This is a genomic window from Nocardia mikamii NBRC 108933 (genome assembly GCF_001613505.1).
Lineage (GTDB): Bacteria > Actinomycetota > Actinomycetes > Mycobacteriales > Mycobacteriaceae > Nocardia > Nocardia mikamii.
This window is the reverse complement of record NZ_BDCM01000027.1, coordinates 1-26,115: the sequence shown is the minus strand read 5'-3', so window position 1 is coordinate 26,115 and position 26,115 is coordinate 1. Positions and strand designations below refer to the sequence as shown.

The window sequence follows — 26,115 nt, the reverse complement described above, 5'->3', positions numbered from 1 at the left end:
AGGTACTGCACGCCATGACTTCCCATGTGATCTCCGACCCGACCGCCACCCCCGCCACACCGCCGAGCACGGCGGGCTGGGAAACGCTGTCGGCCGCGATGACCGCCGAGGCCGCCCCGATCGCCGACCGCGACGACCTGATCGTGACCATCGCCCCCGGTGCCGCGCACGGGCACCCGGCGGTGTTCTTCCCCGCCCGCGCCGCGATCGAACTCGACGGTGACCTGCTGAAGGTCGACCCGCGCACCGCGCGACCGGACCGCCTCGCCGACCGCGCCCGCTATGCGGCCGTGTGGGGCGCGTTCACCCACGAATGCGCCCACGCCCAGCACACCCGCTGGACTCCGCCGCCGGTGGCGAATCCGGCGGTGGTCGAGGCCGCGCTGCTGCTGGAAGAGTCTCGGATCGAGGCCGCCCAAGTGCGCCGCCGCCCCGACGACCGGCACTGGCTGCGCGCCTCGGCCACCGAGATCATCATCGGCGACACCGGCGGCCCCGCCGCCGCCTCGTCCCTGCCCGCGACCGACTACGCCGCCGCCCACACCGCCGCGCTGCTGCTGGGCCGAGTCGACGGCGGCATCCTTGAGCCGACAGAGTGCGGCCCCGCCGCCGCCGCTGCCGAAAAGATCCTCGGCACCGCGAAACTCGACGCGCTGCGCGAGATCTGGCGCGAGGCGCACACCACCGCCGACGACGACACCGCACGCATGCTCGAACTCGGGCAACGGTGGCTCGATATCGTCGGGCCCGACCCACACGCCGACCCCGACCCCGAATCGGCGCTCTCGGCCGCGATCGCCGAAACGGTCGCCAACATCGGCAAGGCCGTGGAGGCGGAACCGATTTCGGTCGACCCCGCCGACGCCGCGCGGGCTGCCGCGCGCGCCGAGGCCGCCGTGGAGGCCGCTGCTGAGAAGGTGGCGCGGCGCGTGTTCGGCCGTGCACCGTCGCGGCGGCCCAGCCGGGCACCGAAGTCGGAGGAGCGCTCGGCCGCGCGGGTGCTGGCTCGCGCGTTGAACACTGCCAGCCAGCGCGAGCGTGCGGTGGTGAAATCGACCTCGGCGGTGCCTCCGGGCCGGTTGCGGATGCGCGGGGCGATGGCGCGGGAGGCCCAGCGCGCGGCCGGGGCGATGCCGACCGCCGAACCGTTCACCCGCACCACCCGCCGCGCCACCCCGATCCCGCCGCTGCGGGTCGGCATCGCCTGCGACGTGTCGGGGTCGATGGCGGCCTACGCCGCACCGACCGCCTCGGCCGCCTGGATCATCGCCCAGGCCGCCGAACTCGCGACCATGCCCGCCGCGACCGCCACGGTCACCTTCGGCTCGAGGGTCTCGCCGATCACCTACCCGGGCACCGCACCCGCACGTGTCACCGAATTCACGTGCCCCGACGCCGAGGAAGCGCTCGACGACGCGATCGATGCCCTCGACGGCGCGCTCGCGCTGTCTCGCCCGGAGAACACGAGGCTGCTGGTGATCATCTCCGACGGCTACTACGGCGGCCCCCGCCGCAGACGCGCCCAGCATCGGATCGACCGGCTGCGCGCTACCGGCTGCGCGGTGCTGTGGCTGGCCCCCGACATCGAGTACCGCCGCCCACTGGCCGACACCACCGTGCACGCGATCGGTGACCCGACCACCACCGCCGCCGCGATCGCCAAGGCCGCCGTGACCGCCGTACGCAACGCCTGACCAACCGAACCCGCCGGGCGCGACACCGCGCCCGGCGGGGGAGGGCACTGAAAACCATTCGACCGCAGAGAGGTTCACACCATGCCCCGCCACACGCTCGACCCCGACGACACCCTCGCCCAATTCCGTGCCACCTGCGCCACCATCGCCGACACGATCACCGCCTACAACCGCGACGAGCACCGCATCGAACGCGCTGTCGAGGCCGCCGACCACCACGACCGCCTCGAAGAGCTCTACCGCGATGCGACCGAGCTCATGGCCGCCCTCGACGACCACCTCGCCACCGGCGGCCCGCTCCCCACCGCCTGGACCCCGGTCACACCCGCACCACCACACCCCGCCGCCGAAATGCCAGCGCGCCGTACCGACACCGAAACACGCACCAGCACACAGGAATCGAGGTAGACCCGCCATGACCGATCACACCGAGCACCACAACCACCACCTCCACGACTACGACCTCGACCCCGCGCAACTCGACGAGATGCCAGTGGCCGAATTGCGTGATGCCCGCGACGCAGCCACCTCCGTCGGAGACCGTGTGTGCGCGGTTCGCGCCGACAACGCCCTCGATGACCGGGGCGCGCTCGGCCCGTTGGGCCGCTGCCGCACATGCCGCATATGCGGCGACTGGGCCGATCATGTCCACGACCATCTCACCGGCGAAACCATGCGTGTGGGCCGCTGGAACCCCAGAACCACCGCCGAGGACGTCGCCACCGCCACGACGCTCGCCGCGCAAGTGTTCGCGCTGGCCTCGGTAGCACCTTCCGACCAATGGCAACGCCTCCCGGAGGACGAATACCGGATCACGGTCGAGGTGAACACCACTCACTATGAGGTGATCCTGCCCGCCGACGAACCCGGATGGGACGGACAGCCCCGCCCGCCCTACATCGACCACATCCGGCCCGGACCCGCCGGGTGCCTGATCCTGCCGACCATCTACGCCAACCCCCGCGCCACGGCCGCCCTGATCGAGGCCCGCCGCTACATCACCTCACCCCCGCACCAATAACCCACCGCCCAGCACCGGGCCCGCCGCCTCCACCCGGAGGCGGCGAGAGCCCACCACTCACCCCAACCAGCACCATGGCACGAAAGGACTCCCACACCATGACCACCGATTCCACCGCGGACTTCGACGCCCGCCTCGCCGCCGCGCACGCCATGTCCGCCGGCCCGGCTCGCGAGCACGCCATCACCGAACTCGCCCTCGCCGTCATCATCGCCGAGCTCTCCCGCCGCGCTCCGAGCGTGCGATACGTCGAGTTCGACTGGGCGCCCTACGGCGGGCTCGACGCCCATGCCTTCCTCGACGCCCACGGCAAAAAGATCTCCGTCCCTGGACTCGCCGGCGACCTCGCCCAATGGAGCACCGACCTGCGCTCGCCGCACATCTCCGCCATGATCGCAATCTCCCCGCACGGCCCGTTCCTGCTCGACCTCGACGCCCCGCCACGACTTCTGGCGCCCGACGGCCAGGGCTCCAGCACGACGGGCGAGGGCTCGAAGCCCAGCTCGGCGGCACCACACCAAGCGTGGGAGGCCCGCTGCCCGATCCGGGTCGGTGACCAGCTCGCCTACGCCACCGCGCCCGCCGTTCGGGCCGAGGTGGCCAACCTGCGCTTCCGGTACGGCGTCCTCCACGCGTGCGAGGTGCGGAGGCCGGACGGCGGGCGCGATGTCGTCTACCCATGGGACCTGCAGCCCGCCGACGGGACGCAGGAGCAATGGCATGAAGCCATGCGCACGCTGCACGCACTCCAGCGCGCGCCCCTCACCGACCGCATACGTCAGCACAGCAACATCCTCGCCGACCACGCCGACGCCCTGTCCCGAACCCTCGCCGCTACGTCCACCACCCTGCGGAAGCGTCAGCTTCCCGGCCTTGGCCGTGACCGCACCGAATTCGCGGTGCGCGATCTCGATGATTCCCTTGAACAACTGAGCCACCTGCACGCCGAACTCGCACACCCCGAGTCCCGCCCCGACTAACCACAGACCGCCGCAGTGCCGCCACCGCCTCCCCGGCGATGGCGGCCAGTCTGTGCGCGAAATTCCGGAGAATTGCGCGGAAAGTCGAGTCAAGTCCATTCCGACTCGACTAACCAAATTCCGGGCAAAGAAAGACGAGAAGAAATCTGATCGCGTTGATTTTTTCTACGACCGCTTGACACCGTGCCCCGTATCGAGCGTTCATAGACGGGGAACACCGCCACGCCACCCGAAAACGTCTGCTACGGGCGGAGTTTCCGTCCCGGCCGGGACGCGACCGAATACCCACCAATTCCCACGAATTCCCACTTTCAGGGAGGATCTGCCATGTCCGCACAAAAGAAGAACACCACCACACGCCCAGCGGAAAAACCCGCCGAAACAACGCCGCAACTGGCCACCGCAGAGCCGGTCCTGCGCACCGACAGCGAGACGGCATTGTGGACCGCGCTGGGCAATTTTCCCGGGTTCACCGCCGCCGAACTGGCAGGCGCGGCCGGAATCAGTGCCTCCACCGCCCGCCGCATCCTGTCCGCCTGGGCCTCCACCGGTGCCGCCCGGCGCGAACCCGACCACGACAACCCCCGCGCCGCCGAACACTGGTCACCGGCCGCCCCCGCTACGGCTACCCCCACCCCCTCCGCCGACGACACGGCCGACACGGCCGACCCGTCGCCCGAACCCACGACACCGCAGCCCGACAACGACGCCAGCGCCAGCGACGACGCCAGCTCCGCAACCAATTCCGACGTAACCACCACCGACGCAACCCCGACCGACCTGCAGGCATCGCCGCAACAGCCCCCAGCCGCCCCCACGGGCAGCGAAACCTCCTCCCCGGCGACCGACACCCCCACCGGGGAACCTGATGCGGGAGCGACGCCGAAGAAGACAGCCGATCGGCTGGCCCCGGGCGCGCTGCGCGGCGAGGTCGAAGATCACCTGCGCGATGCGCCCGACAAGGAATTCACTCCCCACGAAATCGGGAAAACGCTCGGGCGCAGCAGCGGCGCAGTCCATAACGCCCTGGTCAAACTCACCGACCTCGGCACCGCCCGTCAAACCTGCACCCGGCCCAAAAAATTCGCCTTGGCCCCCGGCCAGTGAACCCCGAGTCGCGGTGCGCCGTACCGGAAGCAGTCCCGGCGCACCGCCACGCACCCTCCATCTCGACTTCGCCTACCCCAACCGCAAGAGAAGGGCTCCGATCGATCATGACTGACACCACCACCCACACCGCCAGCAACCTCGCCGCCGTCGCGGTCGCACTGCACCAGGTGTTCGACACCGCCGCGCACGCTCCCGACAGCTTCGAATTGTGGGGAGCCATCGCCGAAGAAGCCATGCGGCAACTCGACACCAAAACCACGCCACCGCTATGGCTTCCGGTCTTCACCGTGTACCGCAAACGGCGCACCGAGGCCCGCTTCTACCCCGACACTGGCGAGGTCCGGATCATCAGCGGGCCCCTGACCGGGATCAACTACCCCGACTTCGACCGCGCCGCACGCGCGGTGATCACCCACCACCCCTTCGCCGACAACAACGCCAGCCGCGTAACAGACCTGCCCACATGGCGGCTACGCAGCACCGCACACACGCCCGACACCGGCGCACAGGCAGCCTCCGCCGCTACCAGCTGATCCGCATACGACACGGCCGGTGGGCCGGGCAGAAGATCTTCTGCCCGGCCCACCGGCCGTCGTCGCACTCCACCCATCGTCATGACCTGTCTCTTCGCACCGCCGAACCGCCACGCGCAATCGGATCTGCCACCCCGGCGCCCGTACGATTCTGTGTCGCTGGGCGAACATTTCGACCGTGCCCGCGTGGGAACGGGTTTCCGCTGCCGTTCACCCATGCGACCGACCGCGCTAGAGAACGCCCTCTCGGGATCGGCTTGTCCGGCGGCACCGTACAAGTGCCCCAGCCCTATAATTCGAACATGCATTCGACTATCGTGGCGGTGTGACCACCGCCCGCAACCGCCGATACCGGCCCTACTATCTCGCCGGTGGGAAGGTTGTGCCTCCGGGCCGCCTGGTTGGGAACGTGGAACCGGCGCCAGCGAGATGCGTGAACGGGCACCTGCTCATCGGGAAAGGCTGCGTCATCGTGGGCTGGGTGCCCTGTCTCGGCGCCGGGCGCACCGGTCACCGCACCCACGAGTGCCGGCGATGCGGAGCCGTCGTATACACGCCGCCGCTCGACCTCCCCGAATGCGCCTTCGAGCTACGAAAGCGGCTCCCGCCATACCCGGGCAGGGCGTAGCTCGGCGAGTGTCGCCGCGGCGCGGTCGTCACGTCCGCGCATCCGCGCCGGTTCTCTCTGGCCCGGTGTGGAGTAGGACCGCCTGCATGGCTGGCTTGAGGGGTATTCCGGTCGTGCGCTGTTCCGCGAGCTGGCCGCCGCAGCCTCGGCGCGGCTACAGATGCCGTCGATCCTGAAGGGCCTCAGTAGAGGTCGGTCGATGAAGGCGGTTGCTATCGAGTCACGAAGGTGTAGGCAAGTTAGCTGCGCGGCTCTGGTTCGCTCCAGAGAATATGCGGAACAGGCGGTCAGCGGCTACCTCAGCTGTTTCTGGATTGCGGAGGTTCACCTCCAGCTCGAAGGCGGTTCGCGCAATCTTGAGTCCCAGCTGAAAGTCCATGCCGTAGAACGTCTCCCGCCAATTGTGTATGCCGTTGTGGAATTGCATCGCGGCCATCAGAGCGGACTGTTCCAATTGCTTTGGTTTGTCCGTTTCCGGCGAGATCCAGCCATCGAGCAGAACCCAGCCGAATGTGTGTGCATATGTGAGGTGTTCGGAAATCCGGTCCAGGTTGCGGGTGGTGTACCCGAACTTGACGAACTGCGACAGGCCAGGCCCTTGGAAATCTAAGACATACAGTCTGCCAGCGCGCACTGCACCGTCCTCGACGTAACGTTTCAGCCCGCTACGAACTTCCCGGGATACCCAACGCTGATCAGACGAAAGTAGGTGCAATGGAACAGGAGGCATCGGACCGGCAGCCCGCATTTCCGCTCGGATCACGTCGATCACCTCCTTGGGCACCGGCCCTGGTGTCACTGGCGTCGTGCACGTCACAAGGTCCAACCGTGCGGGGTCGTTCTTCGGCATCGCGGGGTCTGGAGCATACAGCAGCTCGAACATCGTGAGAGGGGCCTCCATGTCACTGGATCATGCCAGCGCTGGGCGACAGGTTTTTCGCCCCAGAACCAATCTATTGCCCGAAGATCAGTGACGCCCGTAGAACTGCCTTGCTCCAGTGGGTTACGGCCTACGAGGCGGTCGGGCTCCTGCCGTCGGGCCCTGGCGAATCAGCAGTGGCGGTCGGACGGAGTAGGGGCAACGCCCTCGAGTCGTCCGACCGCATCATCTACTTCGTAGCGTCGATTCGACGGCTCAGCCAGTCCAATATTTGTGGGAGGGCGGTGGTGTAACTGTTCTGGTGTACGCCGGAGGCGGCGAACCGGGCGGCGTCGTCGCCTTGACGGACGAGATCGGCCAGCGCACTTCGAGTCTCGCCCGTGGTGGTGGCGGTGAAGGTGTGCGCGAGTCCGGCCAAGTGAGCGCCGGCGCCTCCGGTGAGGGCTGAGGCTGCGGTGGTGGCGAGGTCCGCGGCGATGGGGACGAGGCCGGACAACGTGAGTGCGGCACCGGCGGGGTCGCCGGTGGTGAGTTTTTGGACTGCGCCCCAGACGGTTTCCTGGGCCTGGCCGATGTCGGTGGCGAGGCGCTCGATGTCGAGGCCGGCCATGATATCGACTATCTGCGCCGCGACGGCGGTCCAGCCGGAGGCATCCAGGGGCTCGGCGAGGGTGAGGGCGTGGGCGACCAGGTGCAGGTCGATGCGTGCGGCCGTCTGGACCAGAGGGGCGAACTGATTGTTGAGATCTCCCGAGACCTGATGCAGGCCGGGGAGATTGCCGCTTGCGATCAACCCGGGTAACTGGGCGAGGTCGTTGCCGATTGCGGGCACGCTGGCGGCGAATCCAGCTAGCCCGGCCAAAACGGTGACGACTTGTTCGATCACCTGGGCTGGATCGAGCCCCGCGACCGAGTCCAGTACTCCCGGAGCCGAGTCCGGAATCGCCTGCGGGGCAGGTGCGGGAGTTGTGGTGGGGTTCGTTATCTGGTCCGGGCGCGGCGTTGTGGTGGTGTCGTTGCCGGTCGAGATGGCGTTGCCGGTGAGGGCTCGGCCGAGGGCGGAGAGGGCGGGTGAGGCTTGGGGCGTGGTCGAGCAGTAGATGTCGCCGGTCGCGCAGAAAGAGAGGACTCTGTCGGCGAGGGCGCCGAAGTCCTCACCGCGGGGGCCGGCGATACCTTCGCCGGGGGTGGTCTGCCCGAGTTGCGGGGTGTCGGGGCTGCGGTGTGGGTCTGAGAGCAACGCGACCGCCGCGACCCGGGAGGCAGAAAGCGGGCCATGGTGGCCGATCGCGGTGGCGATGTCACCGGCGATGTTTGCGCCCTGGGAGTATCCGGCCAGCACGACCCGCGTCGACGAGCACAACCCTCGAAGAGTGTCCGAGAGAGCCTGCACGCCTCGGGATTCCGACTCCTTGTACGGCGTGGCTGACGCGGCGTAGTCGAGCGTGCGCACCGAGATGTTCGAGCCGTACCGCTGGCGCAGGCCCTGGCCGATCGGGGTGAGCATTCCGGTGGACTGATCGGGGGCCGGGGATGGGGTTTCCCACGTGCCTGGGACGAGCACCGCCGTCCACCGAGGACAATCCGTACCCGCTGGTGCGGGGTCGGCGGTGGCAGGCCCGGCGACGAGCACGGTCACAGCAGTGGCGACGACCATAGAGAGAACACAGATCAGGGTGCGCGCGGGCCGGTGTGTCGGGGTCGGACTGTGTATCACGGGGACCTCCTGGCAGTGGTGTGGACTTTGGCCGGTATGACCGGTAGTGACGCGGTTAGCGGTGCTCGTTGGTCTGGCAGCGGGCGACGTTGCTACTGCGGTGAGGCGGTGTGTAATCGCGCAAGAATGGTGAGACGACGGAATCAGTCATTAGAACCTGCAGGAACTTGAGCGAATGGGCGTGTGGCGCCGTAGTAGTCGTCTCCGCTGTAGCGGTAGGGGCTGATTTGGACTGGTTGGCCGATGTCGGGGGCGTGGATCATTCGTCCGGCTCCTATGTAGAGGCCGACGTGGTGGACGTTGGCGCCGGTTCCGTAGAAGACGAGGTCCCCGGGGTGTAGCTGGCTTTCCGCGATGTGGGGGCCGATGTGGACTTGGTCGTAGGTGGTGCGGGGCAAGGTGATTCCGGCGGCGGCGTAGGCGGCTTTGGTGAGCCCGGAGCAGTCCCATCCGCCGTCGCCGGGCCCGTTGCCGCCCCACACGTAGGGTTGTCCGAGCTGTGCGCACGCGAACGAGATCGCCTGCACGGCCGCAGTATCGGCTGGGATTGCCGCGTGGCAGTCGCCGTTGTCGGGTGCGGGGGTGGCGCGGTAGCGGGCGGCTTGGTCGAGGACTTGGGTGACGTAGGTGTCGGAGTGGTTGTAGGTGAAGATCGCAGTGTGTAGATCCTGTGGTGCGCCGGAGTCGCAGAGGTAGTAGGCGGCGGCGTGGATGGCGTCGCTGGGGTTGTAGCGCGAGGGCGGGGTTGCTCCGCCGGCGGGGAGCTGGTGGCGCGCGGTGACGGCGTCGAAGGTGGGGGCGAGGAATTGCATGAGTCCGCCTGCGCCGGCGAAGTTCTCGCCGTTCTGCGCGCCGGGGAGGGTGGAGCGGCCGTGGTCGGTTTCGACTTTGCCGATCGCGGCCAGCACCGACCAGTCCAGGCCGGGACAATCGGCGGCTGCCTGCTGATAGAGCACCAGTAGTTGCGGCGGGATATCGGCGCGAGCTTGCGGGCTGGGTGTGCTCCCCGCGCGCGGCCCGGCCACGGGAACGGGGCGGCTGTAGATGACGGCGGTGGTGACCACGGCAGCGATGACGACGATCACGAACACGACCAGCGCCGAGCCCGCCCCGATCGTTTTGACCAGCATCGGGTCAGCTCTGCTGCTCGAACAATGGTGGTGGTGGGGGCATCATGATCTGCCCGCCGAGGGTGATGGGGGAGTGTTCGGTCTCGTCGGGGGGGGTGGGGGTGCGGCGGGGCCAGGCGTCGGGGAGTTCGTGGAGGTGTAGGCGGCTGGTGTGGGCCGAGTCCAGGGGCAGCCACACCCGGTCGGCGGGGCTGGGATGGGTGGCGGTGGCATCCAGGTAGTCAGCGGCGGCGGTGGCGACGGGGACCGCGCCGGGGTCGGGCAGCGATGCGGCGGTGTCGCGCAATGCGTCGCGTGCGGCGAGTTCGCGTCGGCCGGTGGGCACCCATAGCAGCACCGGGGTGACGGTGCCGGTGGAGCGTGCGAGTTCTGCGTAGCCGAGGAGTTTGGCGGCGATGCGGGTGAGGCTGTTGGTGGTGGCGAGGTCGTATTCGAGGAAGAAGTCGAGCCGGGTCCCGGCGTGGGTGTAGCGGCCGAAGCTGTCGGGGTGGGCCAGGTCGCCCCAGAGGCGGCGGCAGCGCGATTCCGACCACCATGCGAGCACGGCGGCGTCGTGATCGGCGGCGGTGATGGCCAGGGTGGTGAACCAGTCGTTGACGCCGAGAGTGTGGGTCAGGTACAGGCTGTGGGCGATGTCGAGGCGGCGTCGGGCGCGGTAGCCGAGCTCGCGGACCTCGGCGCCGGCTTCGGCGGCGAGGACGCCAGCGCCGTCGGGGGCCAGCACCCAATGCCAGGGCGCGCTGCCCGAGGTTTTGAACGGACGGAACCGGTCGACGACGCGCTCGTGGTGCAGGGTCGCCAGTCGGCGGCGAGCGAGGTTGCGTGTGGGAAAGGCCAGTGCGGCGAGCTGGTTGGTGGTCAGCACGCGATGCTCGTGCAGCATCCGCAGGATCCACCGGTCGCGGTCGGTCAACCGTGCCACCAGCCGCAGGGAATCGGCGATCGGGAGGCCGGTCTGGGCGGCGCGCGGTGCGCGCAGGTCTGCTTGCTGGTCGGGGCGCGTGATCAACATGAGAGGTGGAAACCTTTCGTGCGCAACAGGAAACAGCACAGGCAGGCGGCATCGTGTGTCTGGCCGTCGGCCGGAGCTGGCTGGATATGGGATCAGGAGGAGGTGTCGTCGTCACCGGCGGGCGACGATTCCGAGGGGCCGCCGGTCGCGCGCGGTTCGTGCCGGATAGTGCGCCCAGCGCGGGCTGCGGCAGCGATCTGGGCCGCGCGGCCGGGCGTGGGTGGCGGCAGTGGTTCGGTGGTGAGGGTGAAGGGGCGGGCTTGCTGGCCGTGGACGAGGAGGCGGGCGGCGGCGTGGAAGGCGTCGAGGTGGGTGAGGTCGTGTTCGGACAGCCACGGGCTGGTGTGGCGGGCGAGTTCGCGGGCGTCGTCGGGTGAGACGGCGAAGATGATCTTGTTGCGGGCGTTGGCGGAGATGCCGTCGCGCAAATCGCGGGGGAGCTGGGCGAGGTTCTGATGGGCGAGCAGCAGCGACAGGTGCAGGCCGCGGGCTTCGGCGAGCATGTCTTCCACCGGGGTGGACAGGTTCAAGAAATTGTGGGCTTCGTCGAGGACCAGGGCGGCGTCGGTGCGGTCGTTGGCGGGTTGGCGGGCGCGGGCGGTGGCGGCTTGCCAGGTACGGGCGACCAGCAGGGACCCGACCAGGCGGCTGGTCTCTTCTCCGAGGGAGCCTTTGGGTAGGCGGGCGAGGCAGATTCCGCCGTGGTCGAGGACGTCGGCGAACTCGACGGTGGAGGGGCCGGCGGCGATCGCGGCCCGCACGAACGGCCGCAACAGGAAGGCACGGAGTTTGTTCAGTAGTGGGCCGATGACTTGGGCGCGTGCGGCGTCGGAGAGTTGTTCGTAGCCTTCCCAGAATCCGCGCAGGACCGGGTCGCTGGTCGTGCGGGTGACGCGGGCGCGGAAGGCGGGTTCGGTGAGCAGGCGCGGCAGGTCTTCGAGGGTGGCGGTGCCGGGTTGGGCGCACAGGGTGAGCAGGCTGGCTCGCATGACGTCGTCGGTGCGCGGCCCCCACCATTGGGAGAACACTCGCCGGAAAATGGTCACCAGGTTGTCCACGGCGAGATCCAGTCCCGCGTGGCCGTGTTGGCTGATATCGAGAGGGTTTATGCATGGGGGCGGGGCGGGGGAGTCGGCGTCGAAGAGCACGACTCGGTCGGCGTAGCGGCGTGGGAGCCGCGACAGCACATCGGTGACGAGATCGCCTTTGGGGTCGATGACGATCAGGCCGCGTTCGGCGTCGGCGTCGGCAAGGATCGTTCGGGCCAGCAGGGTCGATTTGCCGACCCCGGTGGGGCCGAGGATGTGCAGGTGGTGGCGGGCGTCGGCGATGCGGACCGCGACGGGGCGGCGGCTGGCGGTGTCGGCGAGGCCGAGGGGTTTGGTGTGCTCGCCGCTGGTCGGAATCTCCGGTGCCGGCGCCAGCGCGCGAGCGCCGGCGCGTTGCAGACCGGGCAAGCCCTCCTCGGTGGGCAAGTGCGCGAAGGTGGCCAGCTCGGGCACCGACAGCACATCACCACGCCCGAGCCGCCGCTCACCCAATGCGAGGGCGAGGCGCCAGCAGCGCCGCCGCTGGTAGTAGTTGTGATCGGCGCATGCCCCGAACACCGTCGCCAGCGCGTCGGCGCGGCCCCGCGCCACCCGCCGCGCCTCGGCCACACCCGCCTGTTCGTCGACGGGGACCGATGCCGCGTAGCGGATGAGGGTTTCCCAGTGCGGGCCACGTGCTTTCGTTGCGGCGGCTCGCGCCGCAGAGGCGAATTCCATCGCGGTCTGCTGGTCCGACGGTGGCTTGCTTTCGTGCGAGGAGCGAGAGTTGCCGGGGGTGAGGATGTCGAGCAACTCCCGCGCCAGCCCAATCGCCAGGCCACCGCGTGTGCGGTCGGAGCGTGTAGCGCGGGCGACGCGGCGGCCGGTGACCGGGCGAGCAAGGACCTGCACGCACGCGCCCTGACCAGGACCGAGATCATCGGCGGCGGTGATCAGATCGCGGACGAGGTCGCCGGCGTGGTCGGTGCGGATCGGAAGTGCTTCGCGACGCCCCAGCCGCAACTGCCCACCGGCCAGCACCCTTCGCGTCCCGGCAGGGCGAGGCAGCGGTGGCTCGGTGCAATCCTGGGTGTCGGTGTGCGCGCCGGGCCAGGTCGAGGCGATCGCCCGCTCCACCAGACCCGGAGGGACACTGCCGGGGACCCAGAACCGGATCGCGGCCCCGTCTTCGGGTGTGATCGTGTATTCCAATCCCAGATGTGGCTGCCCGAACAGGCTGCGCCGCCAGGCGGGCCGCAGTTGCCCGGTCAAGTGCAACCAGACCGCGGTCGCGGCCTTCGAGTCGACCTGCGGCGGAGTCATCACGGTGATCCGGCGAGCCCCCGCACCCAGCCGGCGCCGCCGCACCCCTGCCAGCACCCGCACCACCATGAGCACCCCCGCCACTGCGGTGATCGCCGGGATAGCCAGCGGGGACACGAGTACGTGGGCAAGATCGTGCAGCGCCTCGCCGGGCGCGAGAAGCAATCGGGTCAGCCACCCGTGTGTGGTGACCGGTGTGCTCATGCGGCGTCCCGGTACTGCTCGAAGGTTTCCTGGCCGATCACCGGCAGCGGTGATGTAGGCGCGGGGTCGCGGCGCAAACCGTTGCAGGACAGCCTGTTTCGTGCGTCGTCGCGTTTTTGTAGGACGATGACGTCTTCGTGGGCTATCAGATGCATCGGCAGCCCCGCGCGGCGTTGTTTGACGATGAAGTCGCGCTGGAAGAACGAGCTGCGGGCGACAAGCTCTCCGTCGGACAGGCGCCCCAGCAGCGCGACGCACCGCTCGACGGGGGTGAGCCCGGCCAGGGTGCCGCAGGTGATCAGATGGGCGGGCAGGTTGACCAGCTCGGCGTGCTGGCGCCACGGCCGTGCGGTGATCACCACATGCCCACCGGGAGCCAGGAACTCCGCGGCCCCGGCGAGGATGCGGGTGAATCCGGACAGCAGCCGGCCCAGGCCGACGTTGGCGAGGTTGCCGCGGTCGAGGACCGATCCGTAGCGGTGGTCGGTCTTGTGGACGCCTTCCCCGGCGCGCACGCGGACGTGGCCGTGGGTGGAGTCGCCGTAGGGCGGGGAGGTGATCACCAGATCCACCCGGCCCCGCAACTGTTCGGACAGCAAAGTGGGTAGTTTGCGGGCATCGCCTTGGTGGACGGCGGCGTCGAGCTCGATTCCGGCGTCGCGGGCCAAGGCCAGGTTGGTGCGGGCCAGCTCGGCCCACCGCGCCTCGTACTCGACCCCTACCGCGCGGCGGCCCAGGTGCAGGGATTCGACGAGTGTGGTGCCGATCCCGCACATCGGATCCAGCACCAGATCTCCGGGGCGGGTGTATGCCTGCACGGCATGGGCCACGATGGCGGGCAGCATCTTGGCCGGGTGTTTCACGCTGTCGGGGTGATACCGGCCGCGCACGCGCTGGGCGGCGGGCGCGACCTGACCGGTCGCCCACACCGACACAGAAGATCCGTGTCCGGTGGTGGCAGCGGGGCGGATGGTCGGGTCGAGAGTCATTTGCGTGTCCTTTGCGAGAGAGGCCGAGGCGAGCGAACGAGCGGCGAGTCGGGGTGTCTGAAGGGCAGAGCCGAGCAGTGATCAGCGCTGGAAGGCGGGGGCGGACTCGGGCCTCAGAAACAGGAGAAGATCGATGTGCGCGACCGTGTGCCTGGCGGGGGCGACTGGCGCGTCGGGGCCGGTGACGGTGTCGCCGTGCAGGGGCGCGGCGATGATGTGCTGGAGGTAGAGCAGATCGGCGGCCTGGGCGGCGGCGACGATCGCGCCGGCCGGATCCGAGAGGACGCCGTCGTCGCTGTGATGGCAGCGGCTGAGCACGACCAGTAGTCCGCCCTCGCTCAACCGGGCATCGGCCAACTCCACGACTCGGTCAGCAGCAGCCACCGGATCCGAATTCAGGACGAGCAAACTCGCCAACACAAGCTCGTTCGCCCGGACCGAGCCGGAAACCCCGGACTCGATCCGCGCGGTCCGGTCGAGCCTGTCGACCGCGGTGAGCGCGGCGGCAGTGTCGGGCGCCATTACGGTCAGCGGTCCGCGCGTCGCAGGCGCGGGCCACGGCACCAGCAGCACTCGGCCGCCAGGGGCGCAGAACTCGGTCACAGCGCGTGACACGATCGGAGCGGGCCACCGATCATCGGGATCGACCGGATCGGTGCCCGCCGCCCACAGGGTCGACGGCACCGTCCGAGCCGCTGTGGCGCGTGGGAACCCGGTGCGAGGAAATGGCTGCGAAGATTGCGCGGTCATACGGAGCGCTCCTAACTGGGCGAAGAAATTCTGTGTCTACTTAATAAATTCCACGCAGCCCCCAGTTTTTGGACATCGTCCAGCCGGAAAAGTACCGGCAAGCACTGATTGAGCCTGATTTGCGAGCGCTGTAGTAGGCATGCCGAATTCATGCGGCGACCGCTGTCGAGTAATTTCTGAATTATTTTTCTACCGGTCGATACGAGGGGCGTCTCGGCGCCCTCCGAAACATCTCCAGAACACCTCCGCGCGATCACAATGCCTGGTAGATGCGTCTGTTGCTCGGTGGTGTCGCGCAGACACAACCCGGTTCGCGGCGCAGCGTGTGTGGCCGCGCGGGATGTTCCGGAGGGTGTTTGGAGGCCGTGCGGAGGTTGTTTCGAGGTGGGTTGGAGGTGGTTTGGAGAGTCGGTTCTGCTGTCCTTTCCGGGACGACATTGTTCGTTGTTCATCGAGCAAGGGAGTTCCTGGTGACGATTTCGGAACACATCAATTTCCGGTGCCGGAAAGTGGCCGCTGAAAGGACGCCGCTGGAGGTGGTGTCCTCGGCGTTCGACCGCATCGCCGGAGAGCCGGTGGCCGCGGGCCCGCCCCCGCCACGCGGAGTCGCGGTCCGAACGTGGGGCGACGTAGGTGAGCGATTACGGGCCCCCGCGATGCCGGTCGACGCTGTCTGGAGCTGGCTGATCCAACGTGCCCGCCTGGAGTGGGGACAACCGGGGGGCCGTGCGGGCCTGGCGTGTGCCGGACTGGCGGTGCCGATGCTGGCCGGAATCACCGGCCGGTTCGCCGCACCCGGCAGCATCGACCGCGACGACGCGGAAGCCGAGATCATTGCCGGGTTCCTGCGGCAGGTACGGGAGATCGACCTGGAGCCGCCGCGACTGTGGTCTCGGCTGTGGTCGGTGACCGTGCATGTCGGACGATCCTGGGCGCGACAGCAGGCGGTGGCACCACAGGCCATCGACCTCGACATCGATACAGCCGACGCGTGCCCGACCATCACCCAGACCCCCCACGGCCACCCGGAACTGGTGCTGGCCGACGCGGTCGCCGAGGGAGTGATCACGGCCGAAGCGGCGGAATTGATCGCGGCAACTCGATGGGAGCGGCGCTCGATGACCTCGGTGGCCGAGCAGCTAGGGGGATCCCAGTCGCACTGGAAGGTCCGCAAACAACGCCAGCGCGCCGAAACCAAACTCGGCCCCTGGCTGGCCACGCGGATCGAGTCCCCGGCCCCGGCACCGGACAGCAAGGGGCATCAGACCGGTTCCTCCGCTCAGGTTCGATCCACCAGCAGCGGACGCGGCCCGACCCGCACCGCACTGAAAGGCGGGCAGCAGGAGGTGCGGCGATGCGCATGAACCGATTCCCCACACCGTTTTCCACCGTCGAGACAGTGGGGCGTCATGGCCGAACTCGGCGGTGGCACCGCGCGGCGGCGTGTGTGGTGCTCGTCGCGCTGACGTTGCTGACGGTCGCGGCGGCAGGCCCGGCCTCGGCGCAGCCGGTCTCCCTGCTGGCGATCGCGTCCTCGCTGGATCAGGTGATCGACAACGCCCGCAACTGGCTGGTCGGTATCTCCAGCGCGGTGGCGACGGTCTGCCTGACCATCGCCGGCGTCCGGTACGTGATCGCCTCCGGGGACCCGGCCGAGGTCGAGAAATCCAAGTCCGCCCTGCGCGCGGCCTGCCTCGGCTACGCGCTGGCCATGCTGGCCCCGGTCATCGTCGCGGTCCTCAAATCCATCGTGGGAGCCTGACCAATGTCCGGCCCCACACCACCGCCCGCGACCCCGACGTCTCGGTGGCGAAGGATACAAGCCGCAACCGCGATGCTGACCCTGGCCGCAGGTCTGACCGCGTCCGCCGTTGCGCACGCGCAGCCACCGGTCACTCCGCCCTCGATCGTCCCGGCGCAGCCTTCGGTCACGATGTCACCCGCGCCCCGCTGGCACACCGAACCACCCACGACGACACCACCGTCCCCGTCGGCTCCCGTCTCACCGGACCCGCAGCCCCCGCCCGACCCACGCACTCCCGTCGATCCACCGTCTCCGGTTTATCCGGGCACCGGGACTCCGAACGATTACCCGAGCCAGGGCGACTGCGGGGTCACCAATATCTCCGGATGTGTTGCCGAGGCGATCGACGGGTTCTTCCACCGCCTGGTGACCTCGGCGCTGAACCCGCTGCTGAACCTGATGTCGCACACCCTGCTCACCACACCGGACGTGACCGCCCTGCCGCACGTGCGTCAAATGTGGGACTCCTCATGGCAACTGGTGCTCGCTCTCTACGTGCTTGTCGTCATGGGCGCCGGGGTGCTGTTGATGGTGCGCGAGACCCTGCAGACACGATGGTCGTGGCGAGAGCTGGCGCCACGGCTGGTGATCGGATTCGTCGCCGGAGCGTTGAGCATGGCGCTGGCGACCGGAGCGATCCGCTTCGCCAACGCGCTCGCCGAAGCGGTGTCGGGCAACGGGGTCGACGCCGACTCCGCCGCCGCGGCCTTGCGCCAGTTGACCGATAGCGGGCCGACGGGCGGGATCTTCATGCTGCTGCTCGGGGTCGCGCTCGTGGTGATCCTGGTCGTGCTGATGGTGTCCTACGTGGTGCGCATCGCCATCACCGTCATGCTGGTCATCGCAGCACCGCTGGCACTGATGTGTCACGCCCTACCCGGATTCGAGTCGATCGCGCGCTGGTGGTGGCGCTCGTTCGGCGCCTGCCTCGCAATCCAAGTGGTGCAGTCACTGGTCCTTATCACCTCTTTGCGTGTGTTTCTGACTCCGGGCGACTGGGGGTTCTTCGGCCCGAACTCGCAGGGCATGGTCGACCAGATCGTCGCCATCGGGTTGATGGGGATCCTGGTCAAAACCCCGTTCTGGCTGCTGTCGGTACTGCGGATCGGCCAAGGCCGCACCCTCGCCGGATCGATCGTGCGCAGCTACATCACCTACAAAACCCTCGGCGCCCTCAAAGGTCCGCACGCCAAACCCACCCGCACTACCGCCGCTTCCAAGGCTGCGGCCGCGCGCCGGCCGCTCCGACCGGCCGACCCTTACGCTCGCGTGCGCGCCACCCGCGACGGGCAGCTGATGCTTCCCCTGGAAGACGTCCACCGCGTCAAACGCCAACCCAACCCTGCTGGCGGACAAGCTGTCTCGACTCCCAAGCCTCCGCCGACCCATGCACCCAGAGGCAAGCAGTTGGCCTTCGACTTCGACCTGCCCGCGTCGCCGGACCCGTATCGGGGGATCCGTCCCGGACGAGGCGGGCAGTACCCGCTACCGATCCCGGTGACCAGAGTGCGCCATGCCACCGCACCGGAACCGACAACCCCGGCGGCGAAACGCACGTCCGGCCGGGGCAGTCGAGGCACGCAGTTAACCCTCGACTTCGATCCGCCCACCGCCCAAGACCCCTACAGCCGTGTCCGCCCGTTGCGTAGCGGCCAGTACCCGCTGCCCATCCCGGTGGCGCGGGTGCGTCCAGCGCCGCCCGCGCCCGTCGTCCCGCGTCCGCTGACACCGGGTGTGAAGCGGTCGGAGGGGCGGCAACTGCACCTTCCGCTGCCGGACCTTCCGGTTCGTCGGCGCGGACCCCGTACTCCCGGAGGAGAGCTGTCGTCATGACCGTACCTGTGCGTATCCCTGCCGATGTCGAGCGCCGCGACCGGTTGATCGGACCATTCACCGCGCGCCAGCTCGCCATCCTCGCCACCACCGCACTGCTGCTCTATCTGACGTGGATGGCCACCCGCACCGCCCTCGCCCCGCTGGCATTCCTCGCCGCCGCAGCCCCGATCGCGACCGTGGTCACGGTCGCGATATCGACCACCCGCGACGGCCTTTCGGGCGACCAGCTGCTGGTTGCCGCGATCGCCCATCAGCTGCGAGCCCGCCACCTCGTGCGCGACCCAGGACGGGCCGCGGCAGTGCCGCGATGGGTCGCCGACCAAGCGGTGCGGGGGCCCCGTCCACCAGTCCCGTCCGCGTTGTCGACCGACGCCGTGCGGCTGCCGCACGCGATCACCCCCAGCAGCAGCGGGGTTGGCGTGGTGAACCTCGGCGCCGATGGGCTCGCGGTCGTCGCCGCCGCTGGCACCCTCAACCTCGCGCTGCGGACCCCGGCCGAGCAGGAGAGCCTCGTCGCGCAGCTCAGCGGCTGGCTGCATACGCTGCGCCAACCCGTCCAGATCCTCATCCGCTCCGCACGACTGGACCTCACCGCACACCTGGCCGGTTTGGACGCCGCCACCGCCGACATGTCACTCGAGCTGGCCGCCGCCGCGCGGGACCACGCCGATCACCTCGCCGACCTGGCCGCCACCGAAACCCTGATCCAGCATCAGGTGCTGTTGATCTGGCGCGAACCGATCCACACACCCACCGCCCCCGCACCATCGACAGCGCTGTCACGGCTGATCCCGCGACGTCGGCGATTGCTCGGGCACGCCTCGAATGCCGCGCGCCGCGCGGCGGAGTCTCGGCTGGTTCGCCGCCTCAGCGAGGCCACCGACTTGCTCGGCCCGCTCGGAGTGATCGTGACCGCCCTGGATGAGATCCAAGCCACCGCGATCCTCGGCAGCTGCTGCAACCCCGGCAGCCTTGTCGCGTCCTCGGCCGACATCGCCGGCCCCGGCACGATCATCACCACCGCCGGCGCCGAGCACACCGGCACCGTCGGCCTCAGCATCGGCGAGGACGACGAATCCTGCTCGCAGACGCTGACTTTCGGTCCCGAGTCGTTGTCGATCCGGACCCGGCACCTCGAGGTCGGCTCCGATTGGGTGGCCACTGTGGCGGTGACCGGGTTCCCACGCGAGGTCACCTCCGGCTGGCTGACACCGCTGCTGTCGCATCCCGGCCGCCTCGACATCGCCGTGCACATCGACCCGATCGACCCGGTCACCGCCGCCGGACGGCTGCGCCGACAGCTCGCGCGCCTGGAATCCTCGCGCCTGCACGACACCAGCCGCGGCCGGGCCCCCGACCCGCAAGTCGACGTCGCCGTCGAAGACGCCGCCGAACTCTCGGCCCGGGTGGCCCGTGCCGAGGCCCGCCTGTTCCGAGTCGGTGTCTATCTGAGCGTGCACGCCGACTCCGAGACCGAGCTGGCCGACGAGGTCGCCGCGGTGCGAGCCCTGGCCGCGAGCCTGCTGGTGGACACCTGCCCGTTGAGCTTCCGCGCCGCGCAAGGCTGGGTCACCACCCTGCCGCTCGGGCTGGACCTGATCCGGATACACCGCACCTTCGACACCACGGCCCTGGCCGCAGCGTTTCCCTTCGACTCCCCGCAGCTCCCGGTCACCGATCCGATCGCGGCTACACAGCCGCGTGGGGCGCTCTACGGGCGCGACGCCGCCGCCGGGCTGGTGTTCGTCGACCGGTTCGCCCCCGAGGCCCACAACCACAACATGGTCGTGCTCGGCCGCTCCGGCGCCGGAAAGTCCTATCTCGCCAAAACCGAGATCCTGCGCTCGCTGTACCGGGGCATCGAACAAGTGATAATCGACCCCGAAGACGAATACCGGCGCCTGGCCGACGCCGTCGGCGGCACCCACATCCGCCTCGGCGCACCCGGGGTACGGCTCAACCCGTTCGACCTCGACATCCGCACCCGCCCCGACGGCCACCGCACCGCCGCCTCCGACGCCCTCACCCGCCGGAAACTGTTTCTGCACACCCTTATTCAGATCCTGCTCGGCGACCAGACCGCAACCCAGCGTGCTGTCCTGGATACCGCACTCACGGCCGCTTACGCCGCCGCCGGCATCACCGATGACCCCGCCAGCTGGACTCGGCCCGCCCCCACTCTGAGGACACTCCGCGACCACCTGACCGTTCTGGACACGGCCGCCGCGAGTGAACTGGCCGCCGGACTGCATCCGTTCGTTACCGGGGGCGCGTACGCGGGAATCCTGGACGGCCCCACCACCACCGAACCCGACGCGGGACTGATCGTGTTCTCACTGCGTGACCTGCCCGACGAACTCAAAACCATCGGAACACTATTGGCCCTGGACGCGACTTGGCGGCGAGTATCCGATCCAGCCGCGCGACGCCCTCGCATGGTTACCGTCGATGAAGCGTGGCTGATCATGCGACAACCTGCCGGCGCCGAGTTCCTCTTCAAGGCCGCCAAGAGTTTCCGCAAACACTGGGCCGGCCTGACTGTCGCCACCCAAGACAGCGCCGACGTGCTATCCACCGAACTCGGGCGCGCGATCGTCTCCAACGCCGCAACCCAGATTCTCCTGCGCCAAGCCCCCCAAGCCATCGACGATGTCGCTGACGCCTTCAAACTTTCCGACGGCGAACAGCAATTCCTTCTCACCGCCGCGCGCGGCTCCGGTCTCCTGGCAGTCGGCGGCACCGACCGTGCCGCGTTTGCTTCTCTCGCCTCATCGACCGAGCACGCCTTGATCACCACTTCTCCGAGCGAACTCGAATTTATCAATGACGAGGGCGGCGACGTTGACATCGGTCTCCGTGTGCTGCCGTCCCTACAGCCACATTCCCGCCTTTGATGGGGCGAGCTGTCCCGCCCACGTCGGCGCTGTTGTGGGTGTCGGGATCGCCCGGCGACGAAATGGAACCGCTCGGAAAATACTCGCATCAACCAGTGTATGCAATGTTGTCGAATCATATTCAGTGCAATTAACATCCTGCCGACGCGTCGAAAAGAATGCAAGAATTAATGTACGTCGATATACGATATCCGTGTATGACAGGAAAAGATATGAACAAAGTAAGTTCTAGCGGAAACGAATCGAAGGGAGGCGTCTTCATGTCGTGGAACGTACGGGAGATCAATAGTACCTATCTCGGGAGCCGGGTATGAACGGAGAAGTCGATCTCGATAATTCTGCTGGTTCGTCGACAGCCCTTAGTAGTCAACGTGAATCGGGTAACGCGCGTCGGCGACCCCGTCGCGGACTGCGTCCCCAATCAGGTCCGAGCAGTCAGACCAGGCAACTGAGAACGGCTGGAGAACGTGGCGCCGACCGCGGCACGAGCGCGGTGGATGCGAGTGCTTCCGGCGACACCGAGTGTAAACGGTGGCTCACTCGTGCCGAAGCTGGCGACTACATGGGAGTGCATCCTCGCACGCTTGCGAACTGGGCCGCACGGGGATGCGGCCCGCGCTACTCGAAGCCGTCCGGCAACTCGTGCATGTACCGAATCGAGGACCTGGACGCCTATCTCGAAGCACACCTCGTGCACACCGACGAACAGCCCGAAGCCGCATAAAAGAAGCTTCAAAGAAAGGAGAAATTTGTGCCACGGCCAGCTACTGAACTGGGCAGTTATGGCGATATCGGAAGCAAGGAGCAGCGGGACGGCAGTTGGAGGGCTTGGGCAACGTTCCGGGACTATGACGGCAAAGGACGGCTCGTGGATGCCATTGGGCCGACAGAGAGCAAGGCCAAGACCGCGCTGCGAAAAAAGCTCACAGCCCGTCAGAAGCAGTACAAGGGCCGAAGCCGCGGCAAAGTGACACGGGAGACACGACTTTCGGTCCTGATGGACATGTGGCTCGATGAGGTTGAAAGGGACGAAGGTGTGGATCAACAGTCGTACGACCGGTACAGGGGGGAGATCGACGCCAGCGATGACAAGCGAGCGAAGAAGGATGCGATCAAGCTGCGTCCCTCTCTCGGCAATCTTCGTGTGTGGGAAGCGGATACGGGCCGACTCGACGAGCATATCCAGGCGCTTGCCGCTATGGGATTGAAGTCGAAGGCCCGGATGCACAAGGTGATTTTGACCGGCGTCATGGGGCTGGCCGTCCGATACGGCGCCCTGCCCGAGAATCCAGTACGTGATACCTCACGGCTACGCAGGCGAAAGACGAAGCCGCAGATTATAGAGCGGGAACGGTTGGATGGATTGCGGGCCCAGCTACGGGAATGGCTGGCGGGTAAGGAGATCCCAGGAACCCCGGCTCACACGCACGGCCCCAAGCGCGACCGGATTGTCCTGGATGTAGCGGATCTGATCCTTGGTTCAGGTGTGCGTCCAGGGGAGGCATTGGCGGCGTCGTGGGACCAGTTCGATCTCGAGGCCGAACCGGCAACCTTCACCGTGTCGGCAACGGTCGTCCGACTCGCCGGTAAGGGTCTGTTCCGGCAGGAGTGGGCCAAGTCGGACGCCGGGCATCGAGTCGTTGCCCTACCCGACTTCACCGTCCGCATGCTGAAGCGCCTGCAAGCCGATCCGCGGTACCGGCGGATGTGTGCGGTGAAGGTGCTCCGTGAGGAAGGCGGCACGGTGGTGGATGTGAGTGACGAGACGCCGCTCGTGTTCCCCGGCCGTGGCGGGGTACTTCGCGATCCGCACAACTTCAACCGCACATGGCGCGCCGCGCGTGGCACGGTATACAAGGATGTCACTCAGTACACGTTCCGGAAGACGGTCGCTACCTTGATCGCGGAGATGGCGGATTCGAAGACGGCGGCGAAGCAGCTGGGGCATTCTCGGGACGGCATCACGGAACGGCACTACATCGCATCGCCGGAGCGGGCGCCGGATTCGTCGGCCGTGCTGGAGGAGGGCCTGGGCCGGGCCAGTTGATCGAAGTTTGGGCCCGAATTCTTGGTGTATTTTTGGTCCGGATGGTTGGCGCGGGAGGGGCCCGGCCTGAATACCGGGTCTGACCTGGGAAGTAAGTTGCGGTTTGTGAGGTCTCACTCCAATCTCATCACCCCCGGTCAGGCGCTTTCGGCCCTGCTGGCGGAGGCGAGGGCTGAGGCGGATGGTGGCGTCGATCGGCCATTGGTGACTCCGCGAGCGCGGATGCGAAAGCTGTCGGATGTGGAGAGGGCGGGGCTGGCGCGGGACTATCTGCGTGGGATGACCGTCTACCAACTTGCCGAGAAGGTGCTCGATTCAGCGACAGACCGTCAGTAGGCACCTGCACGGGATGGGCGTGACGATGCGGCAGCAGGGATTGAGCGAGGAGCAAATCGACCAGGCGGCCGATCTGTACGAGGAGGGGCTGACGCTCAAGCAGGTGGGAGCGAAGCTCGGAGCGGACGCCGGCACGGTGCGGTTGGCGCTGATTCGGCGAGGGGTGAGGATGCGGGCCGCGGTGGTGAGGAGAACAAGCAACGCATGATCGGCGAGGTAGATCTCACCGCCGCGGTTGAGACAAATACTCAGGCATCGTTTTCGGATGCTGCGGCAGTGGCCGCACGTTCACTGCTACGACGTATACCATCTCGATATTCCTCTCGGGTCATCTCAGTGGTGGAAACGTTCAGTGTGCTCGTGACACGAGAGATATGACTGGTCTCCAGCCTGCAAAGTTTATCGTCCTCATCAAGGCCAAGTTGACTTCTGTCCATCCAGCGGACTGTGACAAGTTGAAGATGATGCTTCGCGAGGAATTCGCGCAAGAAATTAGCCCGTACTAGAAAAGCGTAATTAGGAGATCCTTCTCGCTGATAGTATGTAAACACTGGCGAACGATCAGCATCAAGCCAGCTTGGGCCGTCTATATCGAACAGAAGATTTGATCCCTGCTGAAAGAATGTTGATGGCAATGACGTACTTGCAGTCTCGCCAATGGAGCAGTCGTAGGTTGCGCCTTCCCAACCATAGCTTTCCGTTGTCGGAACAACTTTGAAGTCCAAATTTGTGAACTCGGCAACTTCAAGTTCTGCTCGACGGTGCACGCACGGTAAACCGGCACGGCCAACTTCGGCAACGTAACAACAGTTCATATGTTGGTTCGATCGGATGGCGTCGAGTACCGATCGATACCCTAGCTCTGCCGCTTCTGTCGAAAATTTGCGGCCATCTTGGGCACGGATAAGGAAGGAGTCCACCGCTACGTCTTGCTGCAAACCACGCCAACCCTCGTGAGCCAGTGGGTCGACTTGCTTCATTTCGCATTCAAGAACGACCCAATCTTTACCGTCAGCGTCTCGAACGAAGAGGACGTCGTTGGCAGAGGGTTCTGAATCCACGTCGTCTAAGAGGCTATATATGTCTCCTTTGTATCGATCGAAGTTCAGCTGTTTGGCTGGCCAGTCCACAAGTTGGACGGGAGACACACCCCATGCCGTGGCCCCCTTACCTCCGTGGTCATTGAAAATTCGAAAGTCAATCGGCGGCAGGCTTGGGTCTATTTCACGATCACCGACGATTTGATAAAGACCATCATAGGTGGCATCCTCATCGAACCGTTTCGACGGCTGATAATTGTCCGCCACGCGCGCCAAGAGCTCGTGGTAGGCCATCCACTGATACTTCTTACCCCAGCGTTCCGCCTTATGCCCTTCGCGACCACGATCGCGGCTGACGATCCGACGGTCGAATTCCCCGAAAAGCTCTGGCGTCCAACCAAGACTGATGGCGCGACCCAGTACCCAACGCTTGGCCTCATCACCTGGGTACTCATGATCTATGCGAGCTGGATATTCGAACGCGGCCTCCAACAGCCCACGCTGTTCTTCGGTTAACGGGTCCTCTTCCCTCAAGAGAAGAAAACTTAAGCCCGTAAGATCGTCGTGTAGACGCTCCGGATCGCTGAGCCGATCAGCGAAGCGAGCTACCTGATCCTCACCTAGCGATTGATGGAATTCGACCCAGCGGTCCTCTTGAAAAACAGGTTCCCGAGGCGGGTTTGAAGGATACTCCTCACCAACTTTATGGCGCGAAAAGTGTCTTACTCCCGGCTCGACAACGTAGCGTCCAAAATCGCTCAAGCCGGTCAGAGAGAATACAATTTGCGAATACGACTCATCCGCTAGCTGATCCTTCTTCCATCCGTATTTTTCCTCGATCTCGGATTCCGTCAGCGCGGGGCCTGGAAGCTCAATCCCCAGCGGGCGCTGCAGCGCATCTAATGAACTTTCAGGCAACAGCTCTTTCCGGACCGCCCATTTGACAACTCCACGCGCAGCGTCAAGCATGAGTTCGTCAGCACGAACCGGCGGCGAAAATACCTGCTGGTGAATATATTCGGCCAATCGTGCTGCTTGCTCGTTTTGAGGCTTGGGGCTCCGGAGAAGTGAGCCATATGCAATCGCCATAACGCGCTGCACAACATAAGGGTCGTCGACCTCCCAGAAGCGCTCAACGAGCTTCCGCATTACATCTAGA

General features: G+C 67.0%; 21 protein-coding genes. 13 read left to right on the top strand and 8 right to left on the bottom strand.

Features of this window, described 5'->3' with window-relative positions; genetic code table 11:
• The first annotated feature begins 14 nt into the window (after positions 1 to 14).
• The 6 genes from NMI01S_RS32315 to NMI01S_RS32290 all read left to right on the top strand — a co-directional run bounded on the left by NMI01S_RS32315 (position 15) and on the right by NMI01S_RS32290 (position 5,338).
• Positions 15 to 1,694 carry a VWA domain-containing protein gene (locus NMI01S_RS32315; RefSeq protein ID WP_063002537.1) on the top strand — a complete coding sequence of 560 codons (1,680 nt, stop codon included), beginning with the start codon at positions 15 to 17 and terminating at the stop codon, positions 1,692 to 1,694.
• 81 nt (positions 1,695 to 1,775) lie between these two features.
• Positions 1,776 to 2,102 (top strand): hypothetical protein, encoded by a 327-nt coding sequence (locus NMI01S_RS32310; protein WP_063002536.1) that lies wholly within the window; start codon positions 1,776 to 1,778, stop codon positions 2,100 to 2,102.
• A gap of 7 nt (positions 2,103 to 2,109) precedes the next feature.
• Positions 2,110 to 2,715: a hypothetical protein gene (locus NMI01S_RS32305; RefSeq protein ID WP_063002535.1), complete on the top strand. Its 606-nt coding sequence runs from the start codon at positions 2,110 to 2,112 to the stop codon at positions 2,713 to 2,715.
• A 98-nt stretch (positions 2,716 to 2,813) separates the two neighbouring features.
• Positions 2,814 to 3,695, top strand: a complete 882-nt coding sequence (locus NMI01S_RS32300; RefSeq protein WP_063002534.1) for a hypothetical protein — start codon at positions 2,814 to 2,816, stop codon at positions 3,693 to 3,695.
• A 327-nt stretch (positions 3,696 to 4,022) separates the two neighbouring features.
• Positions 4,023 to 4,802, top strand: coding sequence for a hypothetical protein (locus NMI01S_RS35205; RefSeq protein WP_063002533.1), 780 nt, complete (start codon positions 4,023 to 4,025; stop codon positions 4,800 to 4,802).
• A gap of 107 nt (positions 4,803 to 4,909) precedes the next feature.
• The gene (locus NMI01S_RS32290) at positions 4,910 to 5,338 is read left to right on the top strand and encodes a hypothetical protein (RefSeq protein WP_063002532.1); all 429 of its coding nucleotides are present in this window, start codon (positions 4,910 to 4,912) and stop codon (positions 5,336 to 5,338) included.
• Positions 5,339 to 6,186: 848 nt separating this feature from the next.
• On the opposite strand, the gene NMI01S_RS35200 is transcribed toward NMI01S_RS32290, so the two are convergent.
• The 7 genes from NMI01S_RS35200 to NMI01S_RS34520 all read right to left on the bottom strand — a co-directional run bounded on the left by NMI01S_RS35200 (position 6,187) and on the right by NMI01S_RS34520 (position 14,864).
• On the bottom strand, positions 6,187 to 6,849 hold the full coding sequence (locus NMI01S_RS35200) for a hypothetical protein (protein ID WP_157126479.1): 663 nt from the start codon (positions 6,847 to 6,849) through the stop codon (positions 6,187 to 6,189).
• Positions 6,850 to 7,075: 226 nt separating this feature from the next.
• On the bottom strand, positions 7,076 to 8,353 hold the full coding sequence (locus NMI01S_RS32280) for a cutinase family protein (protein WP_063002530.1): 1,278 nt from the start codon (positions 8,351 to 8,353) through the stop codon (positions 7,076 to 7,078).
• 353 nt (positions 8,354 to 8,706) lie between these two features.
• Positions 8,707 to 9,693 carry a C40 family peptidase gene (locus tag NMI01S_RS32275; RefSeq protein ID WP_063002529.1) on the bottom strand — a complete coding sequence of 329 codons (987 nt, stop codon included), beginning with the start codon at positions 9,691 to 9,693 and terminating at the stop codon, positions 8,707 to 8,709.
• A 4-nt stretch (positions 9,694 to 9,697) separates the two neighbouring features.
• Complete coding sequence (locus NMI01S_RS32270) at positions 9,698 to 10,705, bottom strand: replication-relaxation family protein (protein WP_063002528.1); 1,008 nt, start codon at positions 10,703 to 10,705, stop codon at positions 9,698 to 9,700.
• 92 nt (positions 10,706 to 10,797) lie between these two features.
• Complete coding sequence (locus NMI01S_RS32265; RefSeq protein ID WP_063002527.1) at positions 10,798 to 13,260, bottom strand: helicase HerA domain-containing protein; 2,463 nt, start codon at positions 13,258 to 13,260, stop codon at positions 10,798 to 10,800.
• Positions 13,257 to 14,249 (bottom strand): TRM11 family SAM-dependent methyltransferase, encoded by a 993-nt coding sequence (locus NMI01S_RS32260; RefSeq protein ID WP_084513441.1) that lies wholly within the window; start codon positions 14,247 to 14,249, stop codon positions 13,257 to 13,259. Before NMI01S_RS32260 ends, NMI01S_RS32265 begins: the two co-directional genes overlap by 4 nt.
• Before the next feature lie 81 nt (positions 14,250 to 14,330).
• Positions 14,331 to 14,864, bottom strand: a complete 534-nt coding sequence (locus tag NMI01S_RS34520) for a hypothetical protein (RefSeq protein ID WP_218021188.1) — start codon at positions 14,862 to 14,864, stop codon at positions 14,331 to 14,333.
• A 605-nt stretch (positions 14,865 to 15,469) separates the two neighbouring features.
• Here NMI01S_RS34520 and NMI01S_RS32250 point away from each other — a divergent pair.
• From NMI01S_RS32250 to NMI01S_RS32220, 7 genes are all read left to right on the top strand, one after another.
• The gene (locus tag NMI01S_RS32250; protein ID WP_063002525.1) at positions 15,470 to 16,363 is read left to right on the top strand and encodes a sigma-70 RNA polymerase sigma factor region 4 domain-containing protein; all 894 of its coding nucleotides are present in this window, start codon (positions 15,470 to 15,472) and stop codon (positions 16,361 to 16,363) included.
• Positions 16,354 to 16,761, top strand: coding sequence for a pilin (locus NMI01S_RS32245; protein ID WP_218021186.1), 408 nt, complete (start codon positions 16,354 to 16,356; stop codon positions 16,759 to 16,761). Before NMI01S_RS32250 ends, NMI01S_RS32245 begins: the two co-directional genes overlap by 10 nt.
• Before the next feature lie 72 nt (positions 16,762 to 16,833).
• Positions 16,834 to 18,636 (top strand): TrbL/VirB6 family protein, encoded by a 1,803-nt coding sequence (locus tag NMI01S_RS32240; protein WP_063002524.1) that lies wholly within the window; start codon positions 16,834 to 16,836, stop codon positions 18,634 to 18,636.
• Positions 18,633 to 21,533: a PrgI family protein gene (locus tag NMI01S_RS32235; protein ID WP_084513440.1), complete on the top strand. Its 2,901-nt coding sequence runs from the start codon at positions 18,633 to 18,635 to the stop codon at positions 21,531 to 21,533. Before NMI01S_RS32240 ends, NMI01S_RS32235 begins: the two co-directional genes overlap by 4 nt.
• Positions 21,534 to 21,843: 310 nt before the next feature.
• Positions 21,844 to 22,257 carry a helix-turn-helix transcriptional regulator gene (locus NMI01S_RS36465; RefSeq protein WP_084513439.1) on the top strand — a complete coding sequence of 138 codons (414 nt, stop codon included), beginning with the start codon at positions 21,844 to 21,846 and terminating at the stop codon, positions 22,255 to 22,257.
• A gap of 144 nt (positions 22,258 to 22,401) precedes the next feature.
• The gene (locus NMI01S_RS32230) at positions 22,402 to 23,580 is read left to right on the top strand and encodes a tyrosine-type recombinase/integrase (RefSeq protein WP_146102189.1); all 1,179 of its coding nucleotides are present in this window, start codon (positions 22,402 to 22,404) and stop codon (positions 23,578 to 23,580) included.
• 355 nt (positions 23,581 to 23,935) lie between these two features.
• Positions 23,936 to 24,124 (top strand): hypothetical protein, encoded by a 189-nt coding sequence (locus tag NMI01S_RS32220; protein WP_218021184.1) that lies wholly within the window; start codon positions 23,936 to 23,938, stop codon positions 24,122 to 24,124.
• 40 nt (positions 24,125 to 24,164) lie between these two features.
• Here NMI01S_RS32220 and NMI01S_RS35195 read toward each other — a convergent pair.
• On the bottom strand, positions 24,165 to 26,115 hold a 1,951-nt coding region (locus NMI01S_RS35195), incomplete at its 5' end, for a hypothetical protein (protein WP_218021182.1).

What these genes read in the sequence shown, in the direction of transcription:
- NMI01S_RS32270 (WP_063002528.1), bottom strand. Translation starts at nt 10,705, where the DNA reads ATGTTGATCACGCGCCCCGACCAGCAAGCAGACCTGCGCGCACCGCGC.
- NMI01S_RS32305 (WP_063002535.1), top strand. Translation starts at nt 2,110, where the DNA reads ATGACCGATCACACCGAGCACCACAACCACCACCTCCACGACTACGAC.
- NMI01S_RS32240 (WP_063002524.1), top strand. Translation starts at nt 16,834, where the DNA reads ATGCTGACCCTGGCCGCAGGTCTGACCGCGTCCGCCGTTGCGCACGCG.
- NMI01S_RS32315 (WP_063002537.1), top strand. Translation starts at nt 15, where the DNA reads ATGACTTCCCATGTGATCTCCGACCCGACCGCCACCCCCGCCACACCG.
- NMI01S_RS32235 (WP_084513440.1), top strand. Translation starts at nt 18,633, where the DNA reads ATGACCGTACCTGTGCGTATCCCTGCCGATGTCGAGCGCCGCGACCGG.
- NMI01S_RS35200 (WP_157126479.1), bottom strand. Translation starts at nt 6,849, where the DNA reads ATGTTCGAGCTGCTGTATGCTCCAGACCCCGCGATGCCGAAGAACGAC.
- NMI01S_RS32275 (WP_063002529.1), bottom strand. Translation starts at nt 9,693, where the DNA reads ATGCTGGTCAAAACGATCGGGGCGGGCTCGGCGCTGGTCGTGTTCGTG.
- NMI01S_RS32290 (WP_063002532.1), top strand. Translation starts at nt 4,910, where the DNA reads ATGACTGACACCACCACCCACACCGCCAGCAACCTCGCCGCCGTCGCG.
- NMI01S_RS32260 (WP_084513441.1), bottom strand. Translation starts at nt 14,249, where the DNA reads ATGACTCTCGACCCGACCATCCGCCCCGCTGCCACCACCGGACACGGA.
- NMI01S_RS32280 (WP_063002530.1), bottom strand. Translation starts at nt 8,353, where the DNA reads ATGCTCACCCCGATCGGCCAGGGCCTGCGCCAGCGGTACGGCTCGAAC.
- NMI01S_RS32310 (WP_063002536.1), top strand. Translation starts at nt 1,776, where the DNA reads ATGCCCCGCCACACGCTCGACCCCGACGACACCCTCGCCCAATTCCGT.
- NMI01S_RS36465 (WP_084513439.1), top strand. Translation starts at nt 21,844, where the DNA reads ATGAACGGAGAAGTCGATCTCGATAATTCTGCTGGTTCGTCGACAGCC.
- NMI01S_RS32300 (WP_063002534.1), top strand. Translation starts at nt 2,814, where the DNA reads ATGACCACCGATTCCACCGCGGACTTCGACGCCCGCCTCGCCGCCGCG.
- NMI01S_RS32265 (WP_063002527.1), bottom strand. Translation starts at nt 13,260, where the DNA reads ATGAGCACACCGGTCACCACACACGGGTGGCTGACCCGATTGCTTCTC.
- NMI01S_RS32245 (WP_218021186.1), top strand. Translation starts at nt 16,354, where the DNA reads ATGCGCATGAACCGATTCCCCACACCGTTTTCCACCGTCGAGACAGTG.
- NMI01S_RS35205 (WP_063002533.1), top strand. Translation starts at nt 4,023, where the DNA reads ATGTCCGCACAAAAGAAGAACACCACCACACGCCCAGCGGAAAAACCC.